The sequence below is a fragment of the Cupriavidus sp. 207A1 genome, from assembly GCF_057798955.1.
In genome coordinates, this window is sequence record NZ_JBYOJO010000004.1 from 332,441 (window position 1) to 354,447 (window position 22,007).

General features: G+C 70.9%; 20 protein-coding genes. 10 read left to right on the forward strand and 10 right to left on the reverse strand.

All coding sequences use genetic code 11. The annotated features are described in order from the left end of the window. Positions 1-87 precede the first annotated feature (87 nt). Positions 88-2,376 (reverse strand): nitric-oxide reductase large subunit, encoded by a 2,289-nt coding sequence (locus AC3FMM_RS09620; RefSeq protein ID WP_116313921.1) that lies wholly within the window; start codon positions 2,374-2,376, stop codon positions 88-90. A 34-nt stretch (positions 2,377-2,410) separates the two neighbouring features. Then, entirely contained in the window at positions 2,411-3,133 is a 723-nt protein-coding gene (gene ytfE, locus AC3FMM_RS09625; RefSeq protein WP_414248538.1) for an iron-sulfur cluster repair protein YtfE, read from the reverse strand. A 152-nt stretch (positions 3,134-3,285) separates the two neighbouring features. Between ytfE and norR the strand changes: the two genes are divergently transcribed. From norR to AC3FMM_RS09640, 3 genes are all read left to right on the forward strand, one after another. Then, entirely contained in the window at positions 3,286-4,851 is a 1,566-nt protein-coding gene (norR, locus tag AC3FMM_RS09630) for a nitric oxide reductase transcriptional regulator NorR (RefSeq protein ID WP_488686499.1), read from the forward strand. Between the two features lie 146 nt (positions 4,852-4,997). Beyond that, positions 4,998-5,426: a polyhydroxyalkanoate granule-associated phasin gene (locus tag AC3FMM_RS09635; protein WP_115714015.1), complete on the forward strand. Its 429-nt coding sequence runs from the start codon at positions 4,998-5,000 to the stop codon at positions 5,424-5,426. Positions 5,427-5,625: 199 nt separating this feature from the next. Beyond that, positions 5,626-7,212 (forward strand): histidine kinase N-terminal 7TM domain-containing protein, encoded by a 1,587-nt coding sequence (locus AC3FMM_RS09640; protein ID WP_115714016.1) that lies wholly within the window; start codon positions 5,626-5,628, stop codon positions 7,210-7,212. Positions 7,213-7,219: 7 nt separating this feature from the next. Here AC3FMM_RS09640 and ubiT read toward each other — a convergent pair whose 3' ends face one another. From ubiT to ubiU, 3 genes are all read right to left on the reverse strand, one after another. Beyond that, positions 7,220-7,684 carry a ubiquinone anaerobic biosynthesis accessory factor UbiT gene (gene ubiT, locus AC3FMM_RS09645; RefSeq protein WP_115714017.1) on the reverse strand — a complete coding sequence of 155 codons (465 nt, stop codon included), beginning with the start codon at positions 7,682-7,684 and terminating at the stop codon, positions 7,220-7,222. Further along, positions 7,681-8,613, reverse strand: coding sequence for a U32 family peptidase (locus AC3FMM_RS09650; protein WP_116314733.1), 933 nt, complete (start codon positions 8,611-8,613; stop codon positions 7,681-7,683). The genes ubiT and AC3FMM_RS09650 overlap by 4 nt, the downstream gene beginning before the upstream one ends. 64 nt (positions 8,614-8,677) lie before the next feature. Next, positions 8,678-9,736, reverse strand: a complete 1,059-nt coding sequence (gene ubiU / locus AC3FMM_RS09655) for a ubiquinone anaerobic biosynthesis protein UbiU (protein ID WP_240987770.1) — start codon at positions 9,734-9,736, stop codon at positions 8,678-8,680. A 273-nt stretch (positions 9,737-10,009) separates the two neighbouring features. Between ubiU and AC3FMM_RS09660 the strand changes: the two genes are divergently transcribed. Further along, entirely contained in the window at positions 10,010-11,173 is a 1,164-nt protein-coding gene (locus tag AC3FMM_RS09660; protein ID WP_115714018.1) for an NAD(P)H-dependent flavin oxidoreductase, read from the forward strand. Positions 11,174-11,271: 98 nt separating this feature from the next. On the opposite strand, the gene AC3FMM_RS09665 is transcribed toward AC3FMM_RS09660, so the two are convergent. Then, positions 11,272-12,627 (reverse strand): hypothetical protein, encoded by a 1,356-nt coding sequence (locus tag AC3FMM_RS09665; protein WP_326346378.1) that lies wholly within the window; start codon positions 12,625-12,627, stop codon positions 11,272-11,274. A gap of 334 nt (positions 12,628-12,961) precedes the next feature. Here AC3FMM_RS09665 and AC3FMM_RS09670 point away from each other — a divergent pair, with 334 nt between their 5' ends. From AC3FMM_RS09670 to AC3FMM_RS09685, 4 genes are all read left to right on the forward strand, one after another. After that, entirely contained in the window at positions 12,962-14,980 is a 2,019-nt protein-coding gene (locus AC3FMM_RS09670) for a type IV pili methyl-accepting chemotaxis transducer N-terminal domain-containing protein (protein WP_488686500.1), read from the forward strand. Next, positions 14,977-15,630, forward strand: a complete 654-nt coding sequence (locus AC3FMM_RS09675) for a response regulator (protein ID WP_111516618.1) — start codon at positions 14,977-14,979, stop codon at positions 15,628-15,630. The genes AC3FMM_RS09670 and AC3FMM_RS09675 overlap by 4 nt, the downstream gene beginning before the upstream one ends. Positions 15,631-15,826: 196 nt before the next feature. Continuing rightward, positions 15,827-15,985, forward strand: coding sequence for a DUF3309 family protein (locus AC3FMM_RS09680; protein ID WP_012356889.1), 159 nt, complete (start codon positions 15,827-15,829; stop codon positions 15,983-15,985). Positions 15,986-16,143: 158 nt separating this feature from the next. After that, on the forward strand, positions 16,144-16,332 hold the full coding sequence (locus AC3FMM_RS09685; RefSeq protein ID WP_012356890.1) for a DUF3008 family protein: 189 nt from the start codon (positions 16,144-16,146) through the stop codon (positions 16,330-16,332). A 90-nt stretch (positions 16,333-16,422) separates the two neighbouring features. Here the strand turns inward: AC3FMM_RS09685 and AC3FMM_RS09690 are convergent, their stop codons facing one another. The 3 genes from AC3FMM_RS09690 to AC3FMM_RS09700 form a co-directional block, all read right to left on the reverse strand. Then, positions 16,423-17,187, reverse strand: a complete 765-nt coding sequence (locus AC3FMM_RS09690; protein WP_488686501.1) for a ParB-like protein — start codon at positions 17,185-17,187, stop codon at positions 16,423-16,425. Further along, on the reverse strand, positions 17,171-17,626 hold the full coding sequence (locus tag AC3FMM_RS09695; protein ID WP_115714022.1) for a hypothetical protein: 456 nt from the start codon (positions 17,624-17,626) through the stop codon (positions 17,171-17,173). The genes AC3FMM_RS09690 and AC3FMM_RS09695 overlap by 17 nt, the downstream gene beginning before the upstream one ends. Positions 17,627-17,798: 172 nt before the next feature. Then, the gene (locus AC3FMM_RS09700) at positions 17,799-18,656 is read right to left on the reverse strand and encodes an SDR family oxidoreductase (protein WP_115714023.1); all 858 of its coding nucleotides are present in this window, start codon (positions 18,654-18,656) and stop codon (positions 17,799-17,801) included. Between the two features lie 351 nt (positions 18,657-19,007). On the opposite strand from AC3FMM_RS09700, the gene AC3FMM_RS09705 reads away from it, so the two are divergent. Then, positions 19,008-20,219: a BON domain-containing protein gene (locus AC3FMM_RS09705; protein WP_115714024.1), complete on the forward strand. Its 1,212-nt coding sequence runs from the start codon at positions 19,008-19,010 to the stop codon at positions 20,217-20,219. A gap of 3 nt (positions 20,220-20,222) precedes the next feature. Next, positions 20,223-20,897: a ParB-like protein gene (locus tag AC3FMM_RS09710; RefSeq protein WP_198036041.1), complete on the forward strand. Its 675-nt coding sequence runs from the start codon at positions 20,223-20,225 to the stop codon at positions 20,895-20,897. 18 nt (positions 20,898-20,915) lie between these two features. On the opposite strand, the gene AC3FMM_RS09715 is transcribed toward AC3FMM_RS09710, so the two are convergent. Then, positions 20,916-22,001, reverse strand: a complete 1,086-nt coding sequence (locus tag AC3FMM_RS09715) for a DNA topoisomerase IB (protein ID WP_488686502.1) — start codon at positions 21,999-22,001, stop codon at positions 20,916-20,918. Positions 22,002-22,007 lie beyond the last annotated feature (6 nt).

The window sequence follows — 22,007 nt, forward strand, 5'->3', positions numbered from 1 at the left end:
CTTGTCTCCCCTTTGCCCCCCCCCCCCCCGGCCGGGCCCCCCGCCCCCCCCCCCCCCCCGCCACTCTGCTTTCGGCGCACTAATCGTTCAGCGCGCCGCGGGCTTCATCCCCACGGTGACGGCATCGGCCGCGCGCGGCCTGCGCGTGGCCAGCCCCAGCACCACCTGCCATGCGAACGACACCGCGCCGACGATAAACACCACGTCGCCGAAGGTGCGCACCCAGCGCAGCGTCTGCAGGATGGGCTGCTGCATGAAGGCTTCGCTGCGCGCGTACCAGGTGCCATGCTCGACGCTGGCCAGGAACTGGATAATGCCGATCGGCAGCAGGCTGGTGCCGATCATCAGCACCAGGCCGAGGTTCAGGCCCCAGAAGGCGGTCTTCATCAGCGTGGGGCTGAGACGGTAAGCCGGCCGTACATAGCGCAGCACCAGCAGCGTGAAACCGAGCGCCAGGAAGCCATAGACCCCGAACAGCGCGGCATGGGCATGGACTGGCGTGGTGTTCTGGCCCTGGATGTAGTACAGCGCGATCGGCGGGTTGATCATGAAGCCGAACACGCCCGCGCCCAGCATGTTCCAGAACGCCACCGCGACAAAGCACATCAGTGGCCACTTCAGGTCGGCCATCCACGGCGCGCGCCGCTTCAGGCTCCAGTTCTCCCACGCTTCATGGCCCAGCACGATCAGCGGCACCACTTCCAGCGCACTGAACGCGGCGCCCACCGCCATCACCGGCGTGGTGGTGCCGGCGAAGTACAGGTGATGGAAGGTCCCGGGAATCCCGCCCAGCATGAACAGCGACGCCGACGCCAGGCTGGCCGCGGTGGCCATCGGGCGCGACACCAGCCCCAGCGTGGAGAAGATGAAGGCCAGCGCCGTGGTCGCGAAGACCTCGAAGAAGCCCTCGACCCACAGGTGCACCACCCACCAGCGCCAGTACTCCATCACCGTCAGGCTGGTGCGTTCGCCATAGGCCAGGCCCGCGCCATAGAACAGGCCGATCGCCACCACCGACGAGGTCAGCAGCGCCAGCAGGTTGCGGTCGGTGCCGCGCGCGCGCAGCGCCGGCAGGATGCCGCGCATCATCAGCACCAGCCAGATCAGGATGCCGGCGAACTTGCCGATCTGCCACAGCCGGCCCAGGTCGACATACTCATAGCCCTGGTGGCCCAGCCAGAAGTTCAGGTGCGGCGGCAGCTTCTGCGCGATCGCCAGGTAGTTGCCGGCGAACGAGCCCACTACCACGACCACCAGCGCCCAGAACAGGACATCGACGCCCAGGCGCTGGAACTTCGGGTCCTTGCCGCCGTTGATCAGCGGCGCCAGGAACAGGCCCGCGGCCAGGAAGCCCGTGGCGATCCAGAACAGCGCGCTCTGGATATGCCAGGTGCGCACCAGTGCGTATGGGAACCACTGCGAGACGTCGATGCCGTAGAACTTCTGCCCCTCGACGGTGTAGTGCGCGGTAAAGCCGCCCAGGAACACCTGGAACACGAACAGCGCCACCACCAGGAACAGGTACTTGCCCAGCGCGCGCTGCGACGGGGTCAGCGCCACGGACAGCAGCGGGTCGCGCGCGGGCGCCTGCGGCGGCGTCTCTTCCTTGCCGCGCAGGAAGGCCCACGCCCACACCAGGAAGCCCACGCCGGCCAGCAGCACCACCACGCTGATCACCGACCACACCACGTTTTCACTGGTCGGCTTGTTGCCGATCAGCGGCTCGTGCGGCCAGTTGTTGGTGTAGGTGGCTTCATGCCCGGGGCGCGCGGTCGAGGCGACCCATGCGGTCCAGAAGAAGAACTGCGTCAGCTGCTGGCGCCGCTCGGCGCTGGGCAGCGTGTTCTCCTTCATGGCGTAGTGCTCGCGCGTGGTGTGCAGCGCCGGCGCGTCGGAGAAAAGCTGGTCGTAGTAGGCGGCGGTGTCGGCGATGGCTTGTGCGCGGCGCTTAGACACGGTCAGCACGTTGCTGTCCGCATCGGTGGCATTGCCGCGGTACTCGGCGCGCAATTGCTCGCGCAAGGCGGCCTGCGCCGGCGCGTCTAGCTGCGCGAACGAGCGGCCGTGGCCGTCGCGCGCGGCCAGCTCCAGCCACGCGGTCAGTTCGCGGTGCAGCCAGTCGGCGGTCCAGTCCGGCGCCTGGTAGGCGCCGTGGCCCCAGATCGAGCCGAGCTGCATGCCGCCGACGGACTGCCATGCGGTCTGGCCGTCGAGGATGTCGTCGCCGCTGAACAGCGTGCGGCCCTCGGCCGTGACCACCTTGGCCGGGATGGGCGGGGCCTGCCGGTACACCTCGACGCCATAGTAGCCGAGCAGGGAGAAAGTGACCGCCAGCACGGCGATCAGCAGGAACCAGAGTTTGCGGTAGGGACCCATGATGCGAAGTCGTTGAGGGTGGTGTCGGGCGGGCTCAGGCGTGCGCCGAGCAACCGCAGCCGTTGGCCGGCGGGATGGCGGAAGCGGTGGCCGCCGCGGTTTCGAACAGCACGTTGTTTTCCAGGTGGATGTGTTCCATCAGGTCTTCGCGCAGCGCGCGCAGGCCCAGGTAGAGCGCGCGCCAGGTATTGCAGGCCGCGCGCGGCAGCGTGATGTCGTCGGTCAGCTCGGCCAGCCGCTGCAGGGCCACGCCGTGGTCGTCGTGCTCGGCGCGCATCACGGCGATCGGGCGGCTCGCGGCGGCATGCAGGCCGCGCAGCAGCATCGGGAACAGCACCTGCTCTTCCTTCTGCATGTGCGATTCCAGCTCGCCCAGCATCTCGCTCAGGTGGTCGGCCAGGCCAAGCGGGCACTCCGGCCGGTCGCCGTGGACTTGCTCGACGCGCCGCGCCAGGCGGATCAGCTCGGGCAACTGCTCGCGATGGCGGGCGTGGAAGCGCACCAGGATATGCTCGATCAATGCCGGCGGCGCGGCCCTGTTCCAGTCCTGCGCAGAAGGATCCGCGTCGTTCTGCAGGGCTTGCAGCTGTGCTGCGATGGCGGCCACGGCGGCGGCATCGAGCCCCTTCTGCTGCGCGGCGTCGCGCAGGGTGTGCTTGCCGCCGCAGCAGAAGTCCAGACCGTGGTCGTGGAAAATGCGGGTGGCACCGGGAATCTGGCGGGCCAGCTGGCCCAGCGAATGGTCTTGTAACGTCATGGGGGTTTCTCCGTGTGGATGTGGTGATCGCCAGACATACGCGAGCAGCGTGCCAGTTAAAAACCCCGTGTAATCAACGTCTTGGAAAACACAGGGTATTAACTACCTTATACTTGCCACGGTATAAACCACCCTTTACGGTGTTTTTCACCATGATTCCTGCCGCCGCCATGTATCCCGACCTGCTGGCCGACCTCGTCATCGACCTGCCGCACGCGGTGCGCCTGCAGCGGCTGGTCAGCGCGTTGCGCACGCATTTCCGCTGCGGCGCGGTGGCGCTGCTGCGGCTGGAGGAAGACCACCTCCGCCCGCTGGCCGTCGACGGCCTGGTGCGCGACGCGCTGGGCCGGCGCTTTGCGGTGGGCCTGCATCCGCGCCTGGCCGCGATCCTGGCGCGCCGCGGCGTGACCTGCTTCCATCACGACAGCATGCTGCCGGACCCGTACGATGGCCTGATCGACGAGCACGTGGGCGAGCCGCTGCCGGTGCATGACTGCATGGGCACCCGGCTGGAAGTGGACGGCCAGCCGTGGGGCGTGCTGACGCTGGATGCGCTGACGGTCGGCACCTTCGACGGCGCGGCCCAGGCCGAATTGCAGCGGCTGACGGCGATCGTCGAGGCCGCCATCCGCACCACCCGGCTCGAGGGCGAGATCCGCGCGCTGCAGCTCGCGCGCGGCACGCCCGATGCCGAGGAAGGCGCGGCCCCGCACGACATCGGCGCCGAGATCATCGGCCAGAGCGAGGCCATCGCCAACCTGCTGCATGAACTGGAAGTGGTGGCCGACACCGACCTGCCGGTGCTGCTGCTGGGCGAGACCGGCGTGGGCAAGGAGCTGTTCGCGCACCGCCTGCACCGCCAGTCGCGCCGGCGCGCGCAGCCGCTGGTGCATGTCAACTGCGCAGCGCTGCCCGAGTCGCTGGCCGAGAGCGAACTGTTCGGCCATGCGCGCGGCGCCTTCTCCGGCGCCATCGGCGAGCGCCCGGGGCGCTTCGAGGCCGCAGACGGCGGCACCCTGTTTCTCGACGAGGTGGGCGAACTGCCGCTGGCGATCCAGGCCAAGCTGCTGCGCACGCTGCAGAACGGCGAGATCCAGCGGCTGGGCTCGGACCGCCCGCGCCGCGTCAACGTGCGCGTGATCGCCGCCACCAACCGCAACCTGCGCGAGCATGTGCGCGACGGCTCGTTCCGCGCCGACCTGTACCACCGGCTGTCGGTCTACCCGATCCCGATCCCGCCGCTGCGCGAGCGCGGCAACGACGTGCTGCTGCTGGCGGGGCGCTTCCTGGAGCTGAACCGTGCCCGCCTGGGCCTGCGCAGCCTGCGGCTGTCAGGCGGGGCGCAGGACGCACTGCGCCACTACCGCTGGCCCGGCAACGTGCGCGAGCTGGAACACGTGATCAGCCGCGCTGCGCTGCGCGCGGTCAGCCGCGGCGCGGGCCGCAATGACATCGTGACGCTGGAGCCGGAACTGCTCGACCTCGACGGCCTGGAGTTGTCGACCGCCACGCACGCCGGCACCGGCGCGGCCAGCCCGCCCGCCGCGCCGGCGCCGGCCGCGGGCATCACCCTGCGCGACGCCGTCGAGCACACCCAGCGTGCCTGCATCGCGCAGGCCCTGCACGACCACGGCGGCAACTGGGCGCAGGCGGCGCGCCAGCTCGGCATCGACGCCAGCAACCTGCACAAGCTGGCCCGGCGGCTGGGTTGCAAGTGAACCCGGCCCGGCTCCGGGGCCGCGGCGGCATGGCAAGTCGCGCCATTACCGCATAAGCTGATCCGGATGCCCAAGCCGGGCGCCATCGTCGTGTGCAGCAACTGCCGCGCACTGCGCGCCCGGCCCGCCACTGGAGAATCCCCGTGATGATGACCGCAACGCAAATCTTCTGGCCGCCGGTGTTCTGGCCCTTCCCCACCGTCTACGCCAGCTTGCCGCAGTTCGAGGCCATGCAGGCCGACCTGGCCGGCACCTGGCACCGCATGGCCGAACTCAACCTGGACTTCACCCGCACCCTGTTCGAGAACATCCAGTTCGACGCCATGGGCACGATGATGGAGCCCGACCCCGAATCCCGCTACGCGCGCGAGATCGCCAGCGAGCTGCCGCTGCTCGGCGGTTCGCTGCATTACGCCTCGGCCATGCTGGAGCTGTATGCCCGTGCCCAGCAGAAGTGGATCGACGGCTGGGGCCACCTGCTGACGCGCGGCATGGGGTTCGAGTGGCCGGGCCTGCAGCAGGATGTCGTCGACATCCCGTTCTGGCTGGTGCGGGAAACCCCGAGGCAGGTTTGAGCGGGTCCTGATCCCGCCACGGCGCGCTTGACCGGGCGGCGGCCGCGCGGCCGCTGTTGCATCGGCGCACCCGCTGCCAAGCCAGCGATGCCGCCCGGTATCATGCTGGCTGACGAGATCGCGGAGCGCATGCAACCGGCGTGCGCCTGGCCGGGCGGCGGCACCCATGCCCGGGTCTCGAAGACGCGCGCCGCCTTCAATGCCCTCATATTCGCTGGTTCTCCTGCTTACCGTCGCCGTGGTTGCCTGCATCGGCATGGCCATCGCCACCTGGCCGCGGCGCGACGATCCGACCGTGCAGGCCTTCCTGGTGCTGGCCGCCGGCGCGGCCACCTGGAGCGGCGGCCGCCTGCTCGAGATCAGCTCGACCGACCTGGAGGGGCGCATCCTGTGGGCCAAGATCCAGTACCTCGGCATCGTCGCGGTGCCGATCGGCTGGCTGGTGGCGATGGTGCACCTGAGCCGCCCGCGCTACGTGGTGCCCTGGTCGCGGCTGTGGCTGCCGGTGCTGGCGGCGGTGGTCACGGTGGTGATGGTCTTTACCAACGAGCGCCACGGGCTGGTGTGGCCGCGCATCACGCTGATGCCGCCCGGCGTGCTGCCCGGCGCGGTGTTCGACCATGGCATCGGCTATGCCGTGGTGGCGGCGTGGTCGTACCTGCTGCTGGCGCTGAGCCTGTATTTCCTGGTCACGGCCGAGGTCCCCAACGGCGCCTTGTCGCGCCGCGGGCGCGCCATCCTGGGCGGGGGCCTGGCCCTGCCGCTGGTGGCCAATGTCGCCTATCTCAACCGCTGGACCGGGCCGCTGGGCGGCGACCTGACGCCGGCGACGTTTTCGCTGATGGCGGCGCTGGTGTGGTTCTGCGGGCTGCGCACGCACCTGGACGATATCGGCCACTACGCGCGGCTGCGCGTGTTCGATGCGCTCGGCGAAGGCTGCGTCATCGTCGACGGCCATGGCACCATCGTCGAATTCAATCCCGCGGCGGCGCAGCTGTGGCCGGCGCTGCGTCGCGGCGACCCGCTGCCAGCCGGCTGGGACACCGCACTGCGGCCTTCTCCTGCAAACGCTGAGGCACACGCCGCGGACAGTGTTGCCATGCCCTTCGTGCCGCCGGGCGCGCCGTTCGAGCTGACCGGCGAACGCGTCGCGCGCCTGGATGGCAGGCAGATGGGCAGCCTGCTGTTCCTGCGCGACATCAGCCGCTTCCAGTCGCGCGAGCTGGCGCTGAGCGCGCGGCTGGGCCAGACCGAAGAGCAGCTGTGGCAGGTGCAGGCGGACCTGGACATCGATGCCCTGACCGGCATCCGCAACCGCCGCTACTTCCAGCGCGAATCGATCGCCGCCGTGACGCGCGCGTGCGAGCGCGGCCAGCCGCTGGGGCTGCTGATCCTGGACGTTGACCAGTTCAAGCAATACAACGACCTGCATGGCCACATGGCCGGCGACGATTGCCTGCGGCAGATCGCCGGCGCCCTCAGCGGCGTGCTGCACGGCGAGCAGTTCTGCGCGCGCCTGGGCGGCGAAGAGTTCGCCGCGGTGCTGCCCGGCGCGAGCCGCGACGAAACCCGCGAGCTGGCGCGCCGCATGGTGGCCGCGGTGCGCGACCTGGGCATTGCGCATCAGGGCACGCCAGTGCAGCCGGTGGTGACGATCAGCGTGGGCGCGGTCTGGGCCATGCCCGAAACGCCGCGGCTGGAGCCGCTGCTGCACCGCGCCGACAGCGCGATGTATCGCGCCAAGCGCGCCGGGCGCAACCGCTTCATGCTGGACGGCGAGGCCTGAGCCGCGCTCAGGATGCGGCGCCGGCCCGTCCCGCGGTGGCGCCATGCAGCGCCACCAGCCGCGCCGCGGCCTGGCTGACCCACGCCGGCCGCGGCGCCGCATCGAGCCAGTACTTGACCTCCAGCCCCAGCGCAGTGTCGCCGCTGATGACCAGCCGGCGCTGGAAGAACAGGGTGTCGGTGTCGGCCTCGCCGCCCAGCAGGCGCAGGTAGTCCACGGCGCAGGCACGCAGCGTCAGCGCGGGCTCGGCGTCGGTGCTGCCGGCGCGGAAGCGCCCGCCTTCGCAGCGGAACGGCACGGCCAGCTCCAGGTCCTGCACCGTCAGCAGGAAGGCATGCCCATCCAGTGCCGCGGGCGGCTCCAGCCAGCCGGCGCGGCGCGCCAGCTCCAACGCGGCCACCAGCGGCAGCGCCCGCGCGCGTGCCGGCAGGCGCCGGTGCACGCCCGCCATCAGCTTGTGCAGCGCGCTCATGCCGGGGCCTCCCAGGCGATGCCGGCGCGGCCGTGCCAGTAGCCGTTGCATGGCTGGGCACCGGCCGGCGCGATGCCGCTGGCGGCCGGCGGTCGTTGCCCGGCGCGGATCGCCGCCAGCTGCTGCACCACCGCGAGCGTGCCCGACGAATGCGGGCTGACGCGCAGCATCCCCACGCCCATTCGCGCCATCGCCAGCGTCTCGGCGCACAGGTCAAGGCAGGTGGCGCTCTGCGTCTGCACCCCGTTCAGCGTGAAGAACGCCTGCCCTTCGCCGGTCGCGGCGACCAGGCCATCGGGATAGTCCATGCAGCGGAATTCGCAGCTGTCCTTGCGCAGGCGATGATGGCGCGCGGTAAAGCAGCGCGCCGAGAACGCCAGCGGCAGGCGGCCCCAGACGAAGGCTTCGAGCTGCATGCCGGCGGGCCGCGCCGCCGCCAGCGCGGCCAGCGTGGTGCCGTCCATTTCCACCGGCGCGACACAGCCCACCGCGCCCAGGCTGGCGAGCCACGCCAGCGTATCGGCATGGTAGGCATTCAGATGCGGGCCGCCGAGGAAGGGCCGCCCGCCCATGCAACGCACCGCGCCGGGATCGTTGGCCTCGACCAGGTAGTCGTCCTGCGCGCACACGCGCCGCATCCAGGCGATATCGGTGTCGGACTCGACCAGCACCGGCGTGGACAGCACCACTTCCTTGCCGGCATCGCGCAGCATCTGCGCAATCTCCAGCCATTGCGCATGACGGATTTCATGGCGGCGGGTGCAGACGGTTTCGCCCAGGTAGACGCGGTCGACCGGCGCGTCGGCGACCGACGCATAGAACTGCAGCACAGCCTCGCGCGGCCAGTAGTACAGCAGCGGACCGAGGGCGATGCCGAAGCCGGGCATCGCGGCGGCGTGCGGCATCGCGGCCGCGGCGGTGTGTGGCATGGAAAGCTCCATCGTGGCCGGCATGTCCAGCATGTCCGGATACAGGCAGGTGGGTGACATGGTGTCAGCGCCAGGGGCGGTCGTAGGCGCCCTGCGTAACCTGGTCGCCTTCGGCATGGCGTCCCAGCGTGCCCTGCCACTCCTGGCGCGGCGCGAAGCGCGCCGGATCGGCGCAGGCGGCGTCGATCGCCGCGCGCAGCACGCCGACCACGTCGCCGACATAGCGCGGGCTGCGCTGGCGCCCTTCGATCTTGATCGCGGCAATGCCCATGTCGATCAGCGCCGGCAGCAGCGACAGCGCGTTCAGGCTGGTGGGCTCCTCCAGCACGTAGCCGCGCTCGCCCTCGACCTCGAAGCGGCCCTTGCACAGGGTCGGATAGCCGGCCGGCTCGCCGGGCGCGTAGCTGTCGATCAGGATGCCCGACAGCCGTGCCTGCATGGTGCCGTCCTGCTCGGTCCAGCGCACCGCATGCGCGGGCGAGCACACCCCCTTGTTGTTGGGCGAATCGCCGGTGGCATACGACGACAGCAGGCAGCGCCCCTCGGCCATCACGCACAGGCTGCCGAAGCCGAACACCTCCAGCTCGACGCCGGTCTGGCGTGCCAGCTTGCCGATCTGCGCCAGCGACAGCACGCGCGGCAGCACCACGCGGCGGATATTGAAGCGCTCGCGCATCAGCTCGATGGCATCGGCGTGCGTGGCCGAGCCCTGTACCGACAAGTGCAGCCGCAGGTCCGGATGGCGCGCGCAGGCATAGCCCATCAGGCCCGCGTCGGCCATGATCACGGCATCGGCGCCCAGGTCCGCGGCCGCATCGACGGCGCGGTGCCACTGCGCCACCGCACCCATCTGCGCGAAGGTGTTGATGGCGAACAGCACCTCGGCGCCGCGCGCATGGGCTTCGGCCACGCCGGTGCGGATGTCGGCCTCGGTGAAATTCAGGCCGCCGAAATTGCGCGCGTTGGTGGCATCGCGCAGGCCCAGGTAGACCGCGTCGGCGCCGTGCTGCAAGGCCACGCGCAGCGCCGCCAGCGAGCCGGCGGGCGCAACCAGTTGCGGGCGGCGCGGCGCGCACGCGGCGGCCGGGGGGGAGTCGGATCGGGCGGGGGTGGAACAGGTCATCGGGGACTGGCGCCGGCGGCGGCGCGGGGGAAGGAAGACAGCGGCCGATGCTAGCCAAGCGCCCGCGGCAGGGGCTTGACCGTGCGCAAACCCACGCCAACGGCACCCCGGCCGCGACGGGCTATGCCGGTCGGCGTAGGCCGATGGCAGGCCACCCGGCCACGCTTGACCTGCGGCAAACGCGGGCCCGTGCCGCTGTGCCACGCTTGCGCGTCATCCCCGCGCCGGGGCCGCCGTGCGGCCCGGCGTCCATCCCCTTCCGGAGACCCGTTTATGAATCACCCCTGGCTCAAGCTGGGCGGCCGTCGCCTGCTGCCGATCGTGCAGGGCGGCATGGGCATCGGCATCTCGGCCCACCGGCTGGCCGGCGCCGTCGCGCGCGAGAACGGCGTCGGCACCATCGCCAGCATCGACCTGCGCCACCACCACCCCGACCTGATGGCACGCACCCGCGGCAGCCGCGACAAGCCGGCCATCGAAGCCGCCAACCTCGAGGCGCTGGACCGCGAGATCCGCGCCGCGCGCACCGCCTCCGAGGGCCGCGGCCTGATCGCCGTCAACGTGATGAAAGCCGTGGGCTCGCACGCGGCGCTGGTGCGGCAAGCCTGCGAAAGCGGCGCCGATGCCATCGTCATGGGCGCCGGGCTGCCGCTGGACCTGCCCGAACTGACCGCCGGCCATCCCAGGGTGGCGCTGATCCCGATCCTGTCCGAGGCGCGCGGCATCGGCCTGGTGCTGCGCCGCTGGATGAAGAAGGGCCGGCTGCCCGACGCCATCGTGGTCGAACACCCGGCGCACGCCGGCGGCCACCTGGGTGCCGCCACCATCCAGGACCTGTCCGAGCCCCGCTTCTCGTTCTCGCGCGTGCTGGGCGAATGCCGCGAACTGTTCGCGCAGCTGGGCCTGGCCTGGGACAGCATCCCGCTGATCCTGGCGGGCGGCATCGACAGCCACGCCAAGGTGCGTCACTGGCTGGGCGAAGGCGCCGCCGCGGTGCAGCTGGGTACGGCCTTCGCCGTGACCGAGGAATGCGATGCCCATCCGGCCTTCAAGCAAGTGCTGGCCACCGCGCGGCCCGAAACCCTGCGCGAATTCACCAGCGTGGCCGGCCTGCCCGCGCGCGCGGTGCTGACGCCATGGCTGCAGCGCTACCTGTCGAGCGAAGCGCGCCTGCAGCGCCGCGCCCGCGTGCGCGAATGCCTGGAAGGATTCGATTGCCTGCAGGCCTGCGGGCTGCGCGACGGCATCGCGCGCATCGGCCAGTTCTGCATCGACCTGAAGCTGGCGCAGGCGGTACGCGGCGACGTGGAACGCGGCCTGTTCTTCCGCGGCCGCGGCGCGCTGCCGTTCGGCGAGGCCATCCGCCCGGTGGCGGAGCTGATGCACTATCTGCTGACGGGGGAGAAGCCGGCCGGGCTGACACCGGCGGCCGGCTGACCGTTTGTGTGCTCCCTCTCCCGCTTGCGGGAGAGGGTTGGGGGTGAGGGCGAGAGCATCGACGAAGTAAAGGCTGTCGCTATTGCCACCGCCTGCCCTCACCCCCGCCCCTCTCCCGCAGGCGGGAGAGGGGAGCAAACCGGCGGCACGCCCATCCCCTCCACAACACGCGGCGGCAACCCTCCACACCTGCGCATCCGCCGCATGCAGCGCAGCGCCGCCAGCAATTGCCATCCCAGCCATGCATTGGCCCCCGCCAGCAGCAGCCCGCCGACGCGGGCCAGCAACGCCGGCGCCAGCGGCAGCGCCAGCAGCACCGCGTAGGCCGCCAGCAGCAGCCACGCCTGCCCGCGCTGACTGCCCGGCGCGATGATCGCCTGCATCGCCGGCACGCGCGCCCTTGGCGGCAACAGCCGGCGCAGGTGCAGCCACACCAGGAACGGCACGATCTTGCCCAGCATCGCCGTCACCGGCAGCACGCCAACGCCGACCAGCGCCATCGTGCCCGCCCACCACGCCAGCGGCAGCGCCGCCGCGGGCAGGACCACCGCCGCCGCTCCCAGCACCGCCGCGCCGAGCATGCTGGCGCATGCCACCGGCCACAACGGCCACAGCGGATCGTGGCACCGCCGCGCGCGCAGCGTGCCGGCGAGCCCGCATGCCCCCAGCACCGCCACGAACGACAGCCACACCACCAGCGCGGCCCGTGCCAGCACCGGCTCCCGTGGCCACAGCACCAGCGCGGCGCTGAACACCGCCAGCGGCGCCCAATGACCCAGCGGCAGCCAGCGTGCCAGCGCCGCCGGCGCGCGCGGCGTCTGCCAGAACATCGGCAGCACCGTGGCGGCAACCCCGCTGACCAGCGCCGCCAGCCAGCCGCCCAGTGCCCACGCCATATGCAGGCCAAGCGCCTGCGCCACCGGCCCGCGCCACAGCCCGCCCAAGGTGCCCGCCAGCGCGATGCCGGCGACCACCGCCACCATCAGCGGCGCGCCAATGCCGGCCAGCGTGCGCGTGGTGGCGTCCACCGCGGCCACGCGCCGGCCCGCGGCAAGCAGCGCCGCGCCCGCCAGCAGCAGCACCGCGCCCAGGGCAGCCGCAACCCGCAACGCCGCCGGCTCACCGCCCAGCAAGCCGAAACCGAGCGCAGCCGCGACCGCCGCGCCGGTCGCGGCCATCAACGGCGCCAGCCGCCCGGCACCGGGAACGTCCACGCGCGCCACCACCGGCATCATCTGGAACAGCGCCCCGACCATCACCGGCAGCAGCATGCCCAGCGCCAGCGCATGCACCGCCGCCAGCGCCAGCGGCGCGAAGCGATCTGGCAGACCGGTCGCCGGCCCCGCAGCCAGCAGCAGCCCCGCGGCCGCGCCCAGCCACGGCGCCGGCATCAGGCACCCGAACACCAGCGCAGGCCGCGGCGCGCGCGCGTAGTCGAGATCCGCGCCTTTCATGCGCGCCCCGTGGCGTGACGGCGGTGACGCATGCGTGCGCCGATTGAAGTGGATACGGCCATTGCTTCTTCTCTCCAGTCCCGGACAAAAGGCCCGATGCTAGGGCGCAACGCCGTGCAGGGACTTGACCGGGGCCAAGTCCGGCGCGGGCTTTACATATCACGGTGTGATGGAAACCGCCCTGGCGCCACACGCCCTGACGCGATGCGCCGCTGCCGGCACAAATTCGCGCCAAAGCCGGGTTTCCTTGATCTGGCGCAGGTAGCCCAGCCTGTCGCGCGGAGAAAATCACTTCCGACTCCTTGCGTGACCCCTGGTAGCCCCCGATACCACCATGTCAGATACCGATCCTCCTGCCGCCTCCGCCACGGCGGCATCCGCGTTGCCCGCGCTGCGGCACCGCCTTTCCACGCGCATCATCTCGCTGTCGCTGGCCGTGCTGCTGGTGGTATTGGGCATGATCTCCGGCACGCTGTGGCTGTCCTGGAAGCTGGAAGGCGCCGGCGCCGCCATCAACGATGCCGGCAGCCTGCGCATGCGCGCCAACCGCGTGGCGATCGAGCTGGCGCTGGCGCACGCGGGCCGCGTCAATGACCTGCCCGCGCAGGTGCAGGCGCTCAACGCCACCCTGGCGCTGCTGAAGAAAGGCGACGCGGCGCGGCCGCTGTTCCTGCCGGACGAGCCCGCCATCCATACGCAGATGACCCGCGTCACCCATGACTGGCAACAGCGGCTAAGACCGCTGGCCGTGGCCGGCGCATCGCCCGCCGCATACATTGCCGCGCTGCCGGGTTTTGTCGCGCAGGCCGACCGCCTGGTCGTCATGATCGAACACGACAGCGCGCGCAAGACCGACCTGCTGCGCCTGTCGCAGACCGCGCTGGCGCTGATGGCCTGCATCGGCACGGTCGCCGTGATCTACCTGCTCTACCTGTGGATCATCCTGCCGGTGCTGCGGCTGCAGGACGGTCTGCGGCGCATGGCCGCGCGCGAATTCTCGCTGCGCCTGCCGGTGGAAAGCCGCGACGAGTTCGGCACCCTCAGCGAGGGCTTCAACCGCATGGCGGGCGAGCTGCAGGGCCTGTACCACGACCTCGAAGCGCGCGTGGCGCAGAAGACCGCCGAGCTGGAGCGCCACAACCGCGACCTGGAAACGCTGTACGAGATGGCCGCCTTCCTCAACCAGGCAGCCGACGCCGAAGCCATGGCACAAGGCTTCCTGGCGCGGGTGATGCGCCAGTTCGATGCCGATGGCGGCAGCGTGCGCGTGCTCGACAGCCGCCACGGCCGCATGCACCTGCTGGCCGCCGCGGGCCTGCCGGCGGCGCTGGCCGAGGCCGATTCCTGCGCCTCGGCCGACGGCTGCCATTGCGGCGATGCCACGCGCGAGGCCGTGATCGCCATCGTCGACCTGCGCGGCGCGGCGCGTGCCGGCGCGGCCGACGAAACGCCGTGCGGCCGCGACGGCTTCCAGTCGCTGGCGGCGTTCCGCATCGAAAGCCAGCGCGGCGCCACCGGCATGTTCGCGCTGCACTTCCGCGCGCCGCGCAAGCTGCCGCCGTCGGACCGGCAACTGCTGCAGACGCTGGCGCAGCACCTGGGCACGGCGCTGGAACACCTGCGCCTGTCCGCCACCGCGCGCCAGCTGGCGGTGGTGGAAGAGCGCAACCTGGTGGCGCAGGGACTGCACGACAGCATCGCCCAGGGGCTGAACTACCTGAACCTGCAGGTCCAGCTGCTGGACGACGCGGTCGCGCGCGACGACCTGGCCGAGACCCGCGAACTGGTGCCGATGCTGCGCCATGGCGTGGAAGAGAGCTACCAGGACGTGCGCGAGCTGCTCAACAATTTCCGCTCGCGCCTGGGCACCGGCGAGCTGCGCCCAGCGGTGGAAGAAACCGTCGGGCGCTTTCGCCGGCAATGCCGCACCGAGGCCACGCTGGCCATCGACGAACGCGGCGGCGCCTGGCCGCTGTCGCCCGAGCAGCAGCTGCAGGTGCTGTTCATCCTGCAGGAGGCGCTTTCCAACGTGCGCAAGCACGCCATGGCGGCGCACGTGGCGGTGGCGCTCAGCCATGGCCGCGATTTCCGCCTGGTGGTGCAGGACGACGGCGAAGGCTTCGATCCCGACGAACTGGCCACCCGCGCCGACGCGCATATCGGCCTGAGCATCATGCGCGAGCGCGCCGCGCGGCTGGGGGCACAGCTGCACGTGCAGGCCAGCCCCGGCAGCGGCGTGCGCATCGAACTGGTGCTGCCCGTCGGCAGCCAGGGCGCCGCGCGGCGCGACCGCAGCGCCAGCCCCATCACCAGCCTTAGCCGCCTGCCCCTCCCGAGCGAGACCCAGCCATGACCATCCGCATCCTGCTGATCGACGACCACACCCTGTTCCGCTCGGGCATCCGCGCGCTGCTGCAGCGCCAGGCCGACTTCGAGATCGTCGACGAAGCCGCCGACGGCGTGGAAGGCATCAAGCGCGCCAAGCAGCACCGCCCCGACGTGATCCTGCTCGACCTGAACATGCCGGGCCTGTCCGGGCTCGAAGCGCTGCAGCTGCTGGTCGAGGACCTGCCCCAGACCGCGGTGATCGTGCTGACGGTGTCCGAGGAGGCCGAGGAGCTGGCCGCCGCGCTGCGCGGCGGCGCGCGCGGCTACCTGATCAAGAACATCGAGACCGAGGCGCTGATCGCCGCCATCCGCCGCGCCGCCGCCGGCGAGCCGGTGATCTCCGACAGCATGACCGCCAAGCTGGTGGCCCAGTTCCGCGCGCCCGCGCCCGTGGCCGCCCCGCGCCAGGAAGAAGCGCCGCGGCTGACCGCGCGCGAGCGCGAGATCGTGCAGGGCCTGGCCCGCGGCGAAAGCAACAAGGAGATCGCGCGCGACCTCGGCGTGGCCGAAAGCACGGTGAAGATCCACGTGCAGAACATCCTGAAAAAGCTGAACCTGGCCAGCCGGGTGCAGGTGGCGGTCTATGCGGTGGAACACGGGCTGAACACGGCCTGAACACCGCCCGCGCGGGCCGCGCGGGTTGCCTTGCCCGCACTTGGGCGTCGTCCGATTCCTACATCGATATCAGTCCCTGCCCGGAGGGATGCCCGCACCCCTTGTTCTACGCTGAACGGTAAGCGGATGGCTCTGCGGAGCCGCCTCGGAGTCGGAAGCCGCGCGGCTTCCCCGATCCACGAACAAGGAGCACGCCATGGGCATCGGCACCATCCTTCTGATCATCCTCGTCCTGCTGCTGATCGGCGCCCTGCCGGCCTGGCCGTACAGTTCCGGCTGGGGCTACTGGCCGAGCGGCGGCCTGGGACTGATCGTCCTGATCGTGGTGCTGCTGGTGGTGCTGGGCCGGATCTAGCGTCCGGCAGGCAGCGAACCGCGGCACGGAGCGCGCAAGCCGGTTGCGTGCCGGCCGCGCTTGTCGCGGCCGCGCCTGGCACCTATAACGAAGCGCGGGCACGCGCGACAGCGTGCGCCCGGTCCTTTCAACTTTTCACCTTTCGCAAGGAGACTCAGATGCCAGCAAAATCCAAGGCGCAACAGCAGGCCGCCGGAGCGGCACTCTCCGCAAAGCGCGGCGAAAAGAAGGCCGGTTCGCTGAAGGGACCTTCCCGCTCGATGTACAAGTCGATGAGCGAGAAGGAACTCGACAAGATGGCTTCGACCAAGACCAAGGGCATGCCGAAGCACAAGTCGGAACGTTGACCGGTACGCAACGGCCTTGCACCTGAGGCCGGGCCGCGCTGCCGGCGCGGCGGCATACCAGCACAGGGCAGGCACACGCCTGCCCTGTTGCTATCCGGCCCTGCCGTTCTTGCCCTTGCCGGTCTTCAACGGCTTCGCCGGTTTGCCGGTCTTCCCCTCCAGCGGTCCGCCGCAATATCCCGGCAGGCGCCTGGCCCGGGGACTGCGTGCAAGCTTGATCGATTCCGCCAGCGCCAGCCCGAACCCCGCAATGCTGTCCAGGTCCTGCTCCACCCGCTTGCGCAGGAAGCCGGCCCAGCAGAAGTCGCCGTAGGCGCTGTCCGGCTTGCGGTACGCGCCCGCTTCGCGGGCAAAGGCGGCCAGGCTGCGGTACGGGTCGTCGCGCATGCTGCGCACGGTCGCGGGCAAGGCCCTGGGCCCCTGGCGCTTGCCGTGTTCATCGTAGGGATGGACATGGCCCAGTTCGCGCATGCGCTTCCAGAACGCGGCGCCGTCCAGATCGCTGAAATCCGCCAGCACCCGCACCGGCGCCAGCTGGTAGCCGAGGTCCAGCCACGCGCGCGCCCAGTGGTGGTGGTCGACGATATAAAGCTCTCCGCCCGGCCCCGCCACGGTCTTGATGCGATGCCGGCGCATGAAGCGCTGCAGCGCCTCGCGGTTTTCCGGATCGGCGTGGCGCTGCGTGACTTCCATCTTGTGGTGGACGTGGATGTAGCCGAGCGTCAGCTGCGTCGGACGCAGCCGCGCCAGTTCGGCGACGGCCTTGCCGCGCGGGCAGCGCGGCACGACCACCGGCGCGAACAGGGGCTCGGCGCCGGGGGCCGGCTCGGCGGGGCGTTCAGTCGTGTTCGACACGTTTCTGGTTGACGAAGTGCTCGAGCTCGCTGCCGGGGTCTTCGTTGCCGGTGCTTTCCTCGGCGGTGGCGTCGCTGGCCAGCGGCCGCGGCCAGTATTCGCCCTCGCCCTCGCGCACCGGCTCGCCGTGCCGGGCCGGATCGAAATCGGTCCACTGCCCGCATTCCCAGGTGCCCTGCGCGCGCTCGAGCTGGCTGGCGCCGGTTTCGCGCAGCACGTCGATGACCACCGAACCCAGCCCGTTGTTGACGCACGCGGCCAGCATGACGTTGTCGGCCCGCTGCTGCGCGGCGGCGTCGTCGTCCTGCTGATCCCTGCCAGGGTCCTGCACTGACACGATGGATACCTCCCACACCGAGAAGCCGCGCGCGAACAGGATGCGCGCGGCATCCTCGGCGCTGGCGAGCGAATCGAAACGTCCCGCGATGATCGATGACATGATGCCTCCCAGAGATTGCCGATGGCGGTAGGCTGATCTCACCCGTATTGCAAGAGCCACGCCCGCGCAGGATCTGCACGGCACGGCAGGCGGCGGGACCGCTGCATGCAATATTTGCAAACGCGGCGCCGAACTACATGCACGTGCACGCGCATGGCGCAAGCCCGCTCGCTCATCCGTTCACGACCTCGCCGCCATTGATGTGCAGGATCTGCCCGGTGATATAGCTGGCCGCATCCGAGGCCAGAAACACATAGCCCCCGGCGACCTCGAACGGTTGCCCCGGGCGGCCCATGGGTGTCTTCTTGCCGAATTGCGCCACTTCCTCGGGGCTGAAGGTGGACGGAATCAGCGGCGTCCAGATCGGGCCCGGAGCCACGCCGTTGACGCGGATGCCGCGCTCCACCACCTGCAGCGCCAGCGAGCGCGTGAACGACACGATCGCGCCCTTGGTCGCCGAATAGTCGAGCAGGTGCTTGCTGCCGCGATAGGCGGTCACCGAAGTGGTGTTCAGGATCGACGCACCGGCCTTCAGGTGGGGCAGCACCGCGCGCGTCAGGTGGAACATCGCAAACACGTTGGTGCGGAAGGTGGCCTCGACCTGGCTGGCATCGACTTCCTCGAGCGATTCCTTGGGATGCTGCTCGGCGGCATTGTTGACCAGGATGTCGAGCTTGCCGTACTGCTGCAGCGTCTGCCGCGCGACCGCCTCGGCGTGGTCGCAGTCGGCGAGGTCGCCGGCGATGGCCAGGCATTTGCGGCCGGCCTGCTCGACCAGGTTGACGGTCTCGCGTGCGTCCGCATGTTCGTTCAGGTAAGCGATGGCGACATCGGCGCCTTCGCGCGCAAACGCCACCGCAATGGCGCGGCCGATGCCGCTGTCGCCGCCGGTGACCAGCGCGACGCGACCGTTGAGCCGGCCGCTGCCGACATAATCGTCCGCGCCGCTGTCCGGCTGCGGGCGCATCGGGGCTTCCAGGCCCGGCTGGCGCGACTGGTGCTGGGGCGGGACGCTCTTGGGTGTGGACATGGCAGTGTCTCCTGTCGGGGTCGGCCGCGCCATGCGACGCCGGCGTGACGGCGCGCCGCGGCCATGCAAGATGCCAGGGTGGCGCGCAAGTTCCATGCCGCAAAGCGCAAGGCGCGGGCCCCGCATGCCGGCACGCGCGGCAGCGCCGGCCCGGCGGTGCTGCCCGTAACCCTTACATCGCACGGCAAACCTTACAGCGCGCGCGTATGCGGCACTGCGCCGGCTCGTCTGCGCGCCGGGGCACGGATTTTGCGGCCTTCTCCATATCCGAAACGTCAACGGCTTCCGGCGCCTGCCGCACATGCCTGCGGGCAGTGCCGGCGCGCGGGGCCTCACCGCCAGGAGGCAGATATGTTCAACTTCCGCAATGACCGCGGCAGCCGCGGCCGGCCCGAAGCGCAACGCCGCGACCGCGGCCCCGAGCAAAGGATGCGCGATGAGAGCGAGGGGCGCGGCTCGGAGGACTGGGGGCAGGAATGGGGCGAGGACTGGCGCGGCGAAAGCAGCCCGCGCCGGGGCGAGTATGGCGGCCAGGGCTATGAAAGCCGCCAGCGCTGGGAAGAAAGCCGCCGCGACCAGGATCGCGACGAGCGCCGTCAGGAACAGCGCAACGAAAGCCGCGGCCAGGGCCGCAGCATGGGCAGCGAGCGCGAATCCTCGCGCCACGGCGGCCCGTGGTATCAGCAGGACACGCCCGCCGGCCAGCGCCGCGGCAGCTGGGGCGAGAGCGGCTATGGCGCCGCCGATGTCGGCGGCAGCGGCCATCCGTATAGCAGCGCCTATGGCGGCTACCGGCCGTCGCAGCAGGACAGCGGCTACCGCAGCCAGGAACGCGAATCGGGCTACGGCTATCGCGACGAAGACCGCTTCGGTCCGCGCGGGCGCCGCAGCGAATCCAGCGGCGAGCGCTATGAGCGCGACGAACGCAGCGAACGCAATCAGCGCGGCCAGGGCGGCTGGGGCTCAGAGCGCGGCCGCAGCGAAGGCGGCCGGGCCATGCACTGGCAGGAAGGCAGCGAACGCGACCGCGCCCAGCGGAGCGGACAGCCCAGCTACGGCGGCGGCTACTTTGGCGATTCGGGTCGTGGCGGTCAGTCGTTCAGCGGCGGGCAGCGCGTCTACCCGGACGACCCCGGCTACCGCCGCCGCACGCCGTTCGCCGGCCAGGCCAGCGCCTCCGGTACGCAGGGCGGGCAGCATGCCGGCCGCCGCGCCACCGGCCCCAAGGGCTACCGGCGCTCTGACGAGCGCGTGCGCGAGGATGTGTGCGAACGGCTGGCGATGAACCCGTATATCGACGTCGGCGAAGTCAGCGTCGAGGTAGCTAATGGGGTCGTGACGCTGGACGGCACCGTCAGCGAGCGCCGCGAGAAATACGTGGTCGAGGAGATCGCCGATGCGGTGTTCGGCGTCACCGAGGTCGACAACCGCCTGCGCGTGCAGCGCCAGCAAGGCAGCTCGTGGGCGGCAGGCTCCGAGGTGGGCGGCGACACCTCGACCGGCAGCAGCGACACGGCCTCGGCGGGCGGCACTTCGCCGGACCGCACGCTGAACAAGAGCTGAGCCTTGCCCTCCGGCCAGGCCCCCGCGCACACGGCGCCCGCCCCGCGGCGGGCGCCGCGCAAGCTGGCGCCCGACAGCAAGCTGATGGTGCCGCTGGACGCGCTGCGTCCCACCCAGATCACGGTGGGCGGCTACCACGTGGCGCAGAAGATCCACGTCACGCGCCGCATTGCGCCCGAGGCGCGCGCGGCGTTCCTGGACCGGCACCGCGTGCACCTGGTGATCGGTCCGGAGCAGATGCTCTATGTGGTCGACCATCACCACTGGGTGCGCGCCTGGCATGACCTGGGACTGACCCATGTGCCCGGCCTCGTGCGTGCCGACCTCAGCGACATGGACGTGTCTGCGTTCTGGCGCCACATGGTCGCCAATCATCTGGTCCATCCCTACGACGAGCATGGCCGCCGGCGGCCCCTGACCGAACTTCCCGAGGCCATCCACGATATGCGCGACGACCCCTACCGCAGCCTGGAGGCCTTCGTGCAGCTGGCGGGCGGCTATCGCAAGGTCAAGACCGCCTACCCAGATTTCCGCTGGGCAGACTTCTTCCGGCGCCACGTGCCGGGGCCGTTCGACACGCCGCATCACTTTGCCTTTGCGGTGGCGAGCGCGTTCAAACTGGCGCACTCGCGCCAGGCCAAGGACCTGCCTGGCTATATCGGCGCCCTGGGTTGCTGAGCGCCGGGCCGCGGACGATTAACCGCTATTGCCTTTCTTGCCGTTGGCTGGCTGGGATTGCGCCGCCGCCAGCAATTGCAGCAGCCGCGCCTCGTCCGCGCGCAGCCGCGTCATGGCGGGCGCGCGGCCGCGCGCCTGCAGCACGCCGGCCAGGTAGGCATCGATGACGTCGGGGTGGACATAGCATTTGCGGCACACCGCGACGGTGTTGCGCAGCTGGTTCGCGACCTCGCGGATGGCATCGGACACCGCCTTGCGGCGCGCAGTGTCGCTGGACGCTTCCGGCAGCTTGCGCAGGATCGCCAGCGCATGCACGCTGCCGGCCCAGGTGCGGAAGTCCTTGGCGGTAAAGTCCCCGCCGGTCACTTCCTGCAGGTAGGCGTTGACATCCGCCGAGCCGATTTCGCGGATCTCGCCGTCGCTGTCACGGTACTTGAACAGGCACTGGCCAGGCAGGTCGGCGCAGTTGCGCACGATGCGCGCGAGGCGCGGGTCGTTGACCGAGACGTCGTGCGTGATGCCGCTCTTGCCGGTGAACTGGAAACGCAGCCGGCTGCCGCGCACGGTCACGTGGCGCCGCCGCAGCGTGGTCAGGCCGTAGGTGCGGTTCTGGCGCGCGTAGCGCGGCGAGCCGACGCGCACCAGCGTGGCGTCGAGCAGCAGCACCACCGCGCCCACCACCTTTTCGCGCGGCATGCCGTTGCGGCGCAGGTCGCGCGCCACGCGCGCGCGCAGGCGTGGCAGCGCGGCGCCGAACGCCGCCAGCCGCGCGTACTTGTCGGTGTCGCGCAGCGTGGCCCATTGCGGGTGGTAGACGTACTGCTTGCGCCCGCGCGCATCGCGCCCGGTGGCCTGCAGGTGGCCGCGCGGATCGGGGCAGATCCACACCGACTCATAGGCCGGCGGGATCGCCAGTGCCGCGATGCGCGCCAGCGTGGCGGCATCGCTCACGCGCTTGCCGTCCGGGCCCGTATAACGGAAGCCGCTGCCGTGGCGCCGGCGCGTGATGCCCGGGCTGCCGTCGTCGACATAGCGCAGCCCCGCTTCGCGCAGCACCGTGTCGAGCGCGGCGGAGGCTTCGGTGGCGGGCAGCGTGCTGTCCATGGGCGC

Bases quoted from the DNA above. Each gene is read 5' to 3' on its own strand.
- AC3FMM_RS09620 (WP_116313921.1), bottom strand. From the start codon at position 2,376: ATGGGTCCCTACCGCAAACTCTGGTTCCTGCTGATCGCCGTGCTGGCG.
- ytfE (WP_414248538.1), bottom strand. From the start codon at position 3,133: ATGACGTTACAAGACCATTCGCTGGGCCAGCTGGCCCGCCAGATTCCC.
- norR (WP_488686499.1), top strand. From the start codon at position 3,286: ATGATTCCTGCCGCCGCCATGTATCCCGACCTGCTGGCCGACCTCGTC.
- AC3FMM_RS09635 (WP_115714015.1), top strand. From the start codon at position 4,998: ATGATGACCGCAACGCAAATCTTCTGGCCGCCGGTGTTCTGGCCCTTC.
- AC3FMM_RS09640 (WP_115714016.1), top strand. From the start codon at position 5,626: ATGCCCTCATATTCGCTGGTTCTCCTGCTTACCGTCGCCGTGGTTGCC.
- ubiT (WP_115714017.1), bottom strand. From the start codon at position 7,684: ATGAGCGCGCTGCACAAGCTGATGGCGGGCGTGCACCGGCGCCTGCCG.
- AC3FMM_RS09650 (WP_116314733.1), bottom strand. From the start codon at position 8,613: ATGCCACACACCGCCGCGGCCGCGATGCCGCACGCCGCCGCGATGCCC.
- ubiU (WP_240987770.1), bottom strand. From the start codon at position 9,736: ATGACCTGTTCCACCCCCGCCCGATCCGACTCCCCCCCGGCCGCCGCG.
- AC3FMM_RS09660 (WP_115714018.1), top strand. From the start codon at position 10,010: ATGAATCACCCCTGGCTCAAGCTGGGCGGCCGTCGCCTGCTGCCGATC.
- AC3FMM_RS09665 (WP_326346378.1), bottom strand. From the start codon at position 12,627: ATGAAAGGCGCGGATCTCGACTACGCGCGCGCGCCGCGGCCTGCGCTG.
- AC3FMM_RS09670 (WP_488686500.1), top strand. From the start codon at position 12,962: ATGTCAGATACCGATCCTCCTGCCGCCTCCGCCACGGCGGCATCCGCG.
- AC3FMM_RS09675 (WP_111516618.1), top strand. From the start codon at position 14,977: ATGACCATCCGCATCCTGCTGATCGACGACCACACCCTGTTCCGCTCG.
- AC3FMM_RS09680 (WP_012356889.1), top strand. From the start codon at position 15,827: ATGGGCATCGGCACCATCCTTCTGATCATCCTCGTCCTGCTGCTGATC.
- AC3FMM_RS09685 (WP_012356890.1), top strand. From the start codon at position 16,144: ATGCCAGCAAAATCCAAGGCGCAACAGCAGGCCGCCGGAGCGGCACTC.
- AC3FMM_RS09695 (WP_115714022.1), bottom strand. From the start codon at position 17,626: ATGTCATCGATCATCGCGGGACGTTTCGATTCGCTCGCCAGCGCCGAG.
- AC3FMM_RS09700 (WP_115714023.1), bottom strand. From the start codon at position 18,656: ATGTCCACACCCAAGAGCGTCCCGCCCCAGCACCAGTCGCGCCAGCCG.
- AC3FMM_RS09705 (WP_115714024.1), top strand. From the start codon at position 19,008: ATGTTCAACTTCCGCAATGACCGCGGCAGCCGCGGCCGGCCCGAAGCG.
- AC3FMM_RS09715 (WP_488686502.1), bottom strand. From the start codon at position 22,001: ATGGACAGCACGCTGCCCGCCACCGAAGCCTCCGCCGCGCTCGACACG.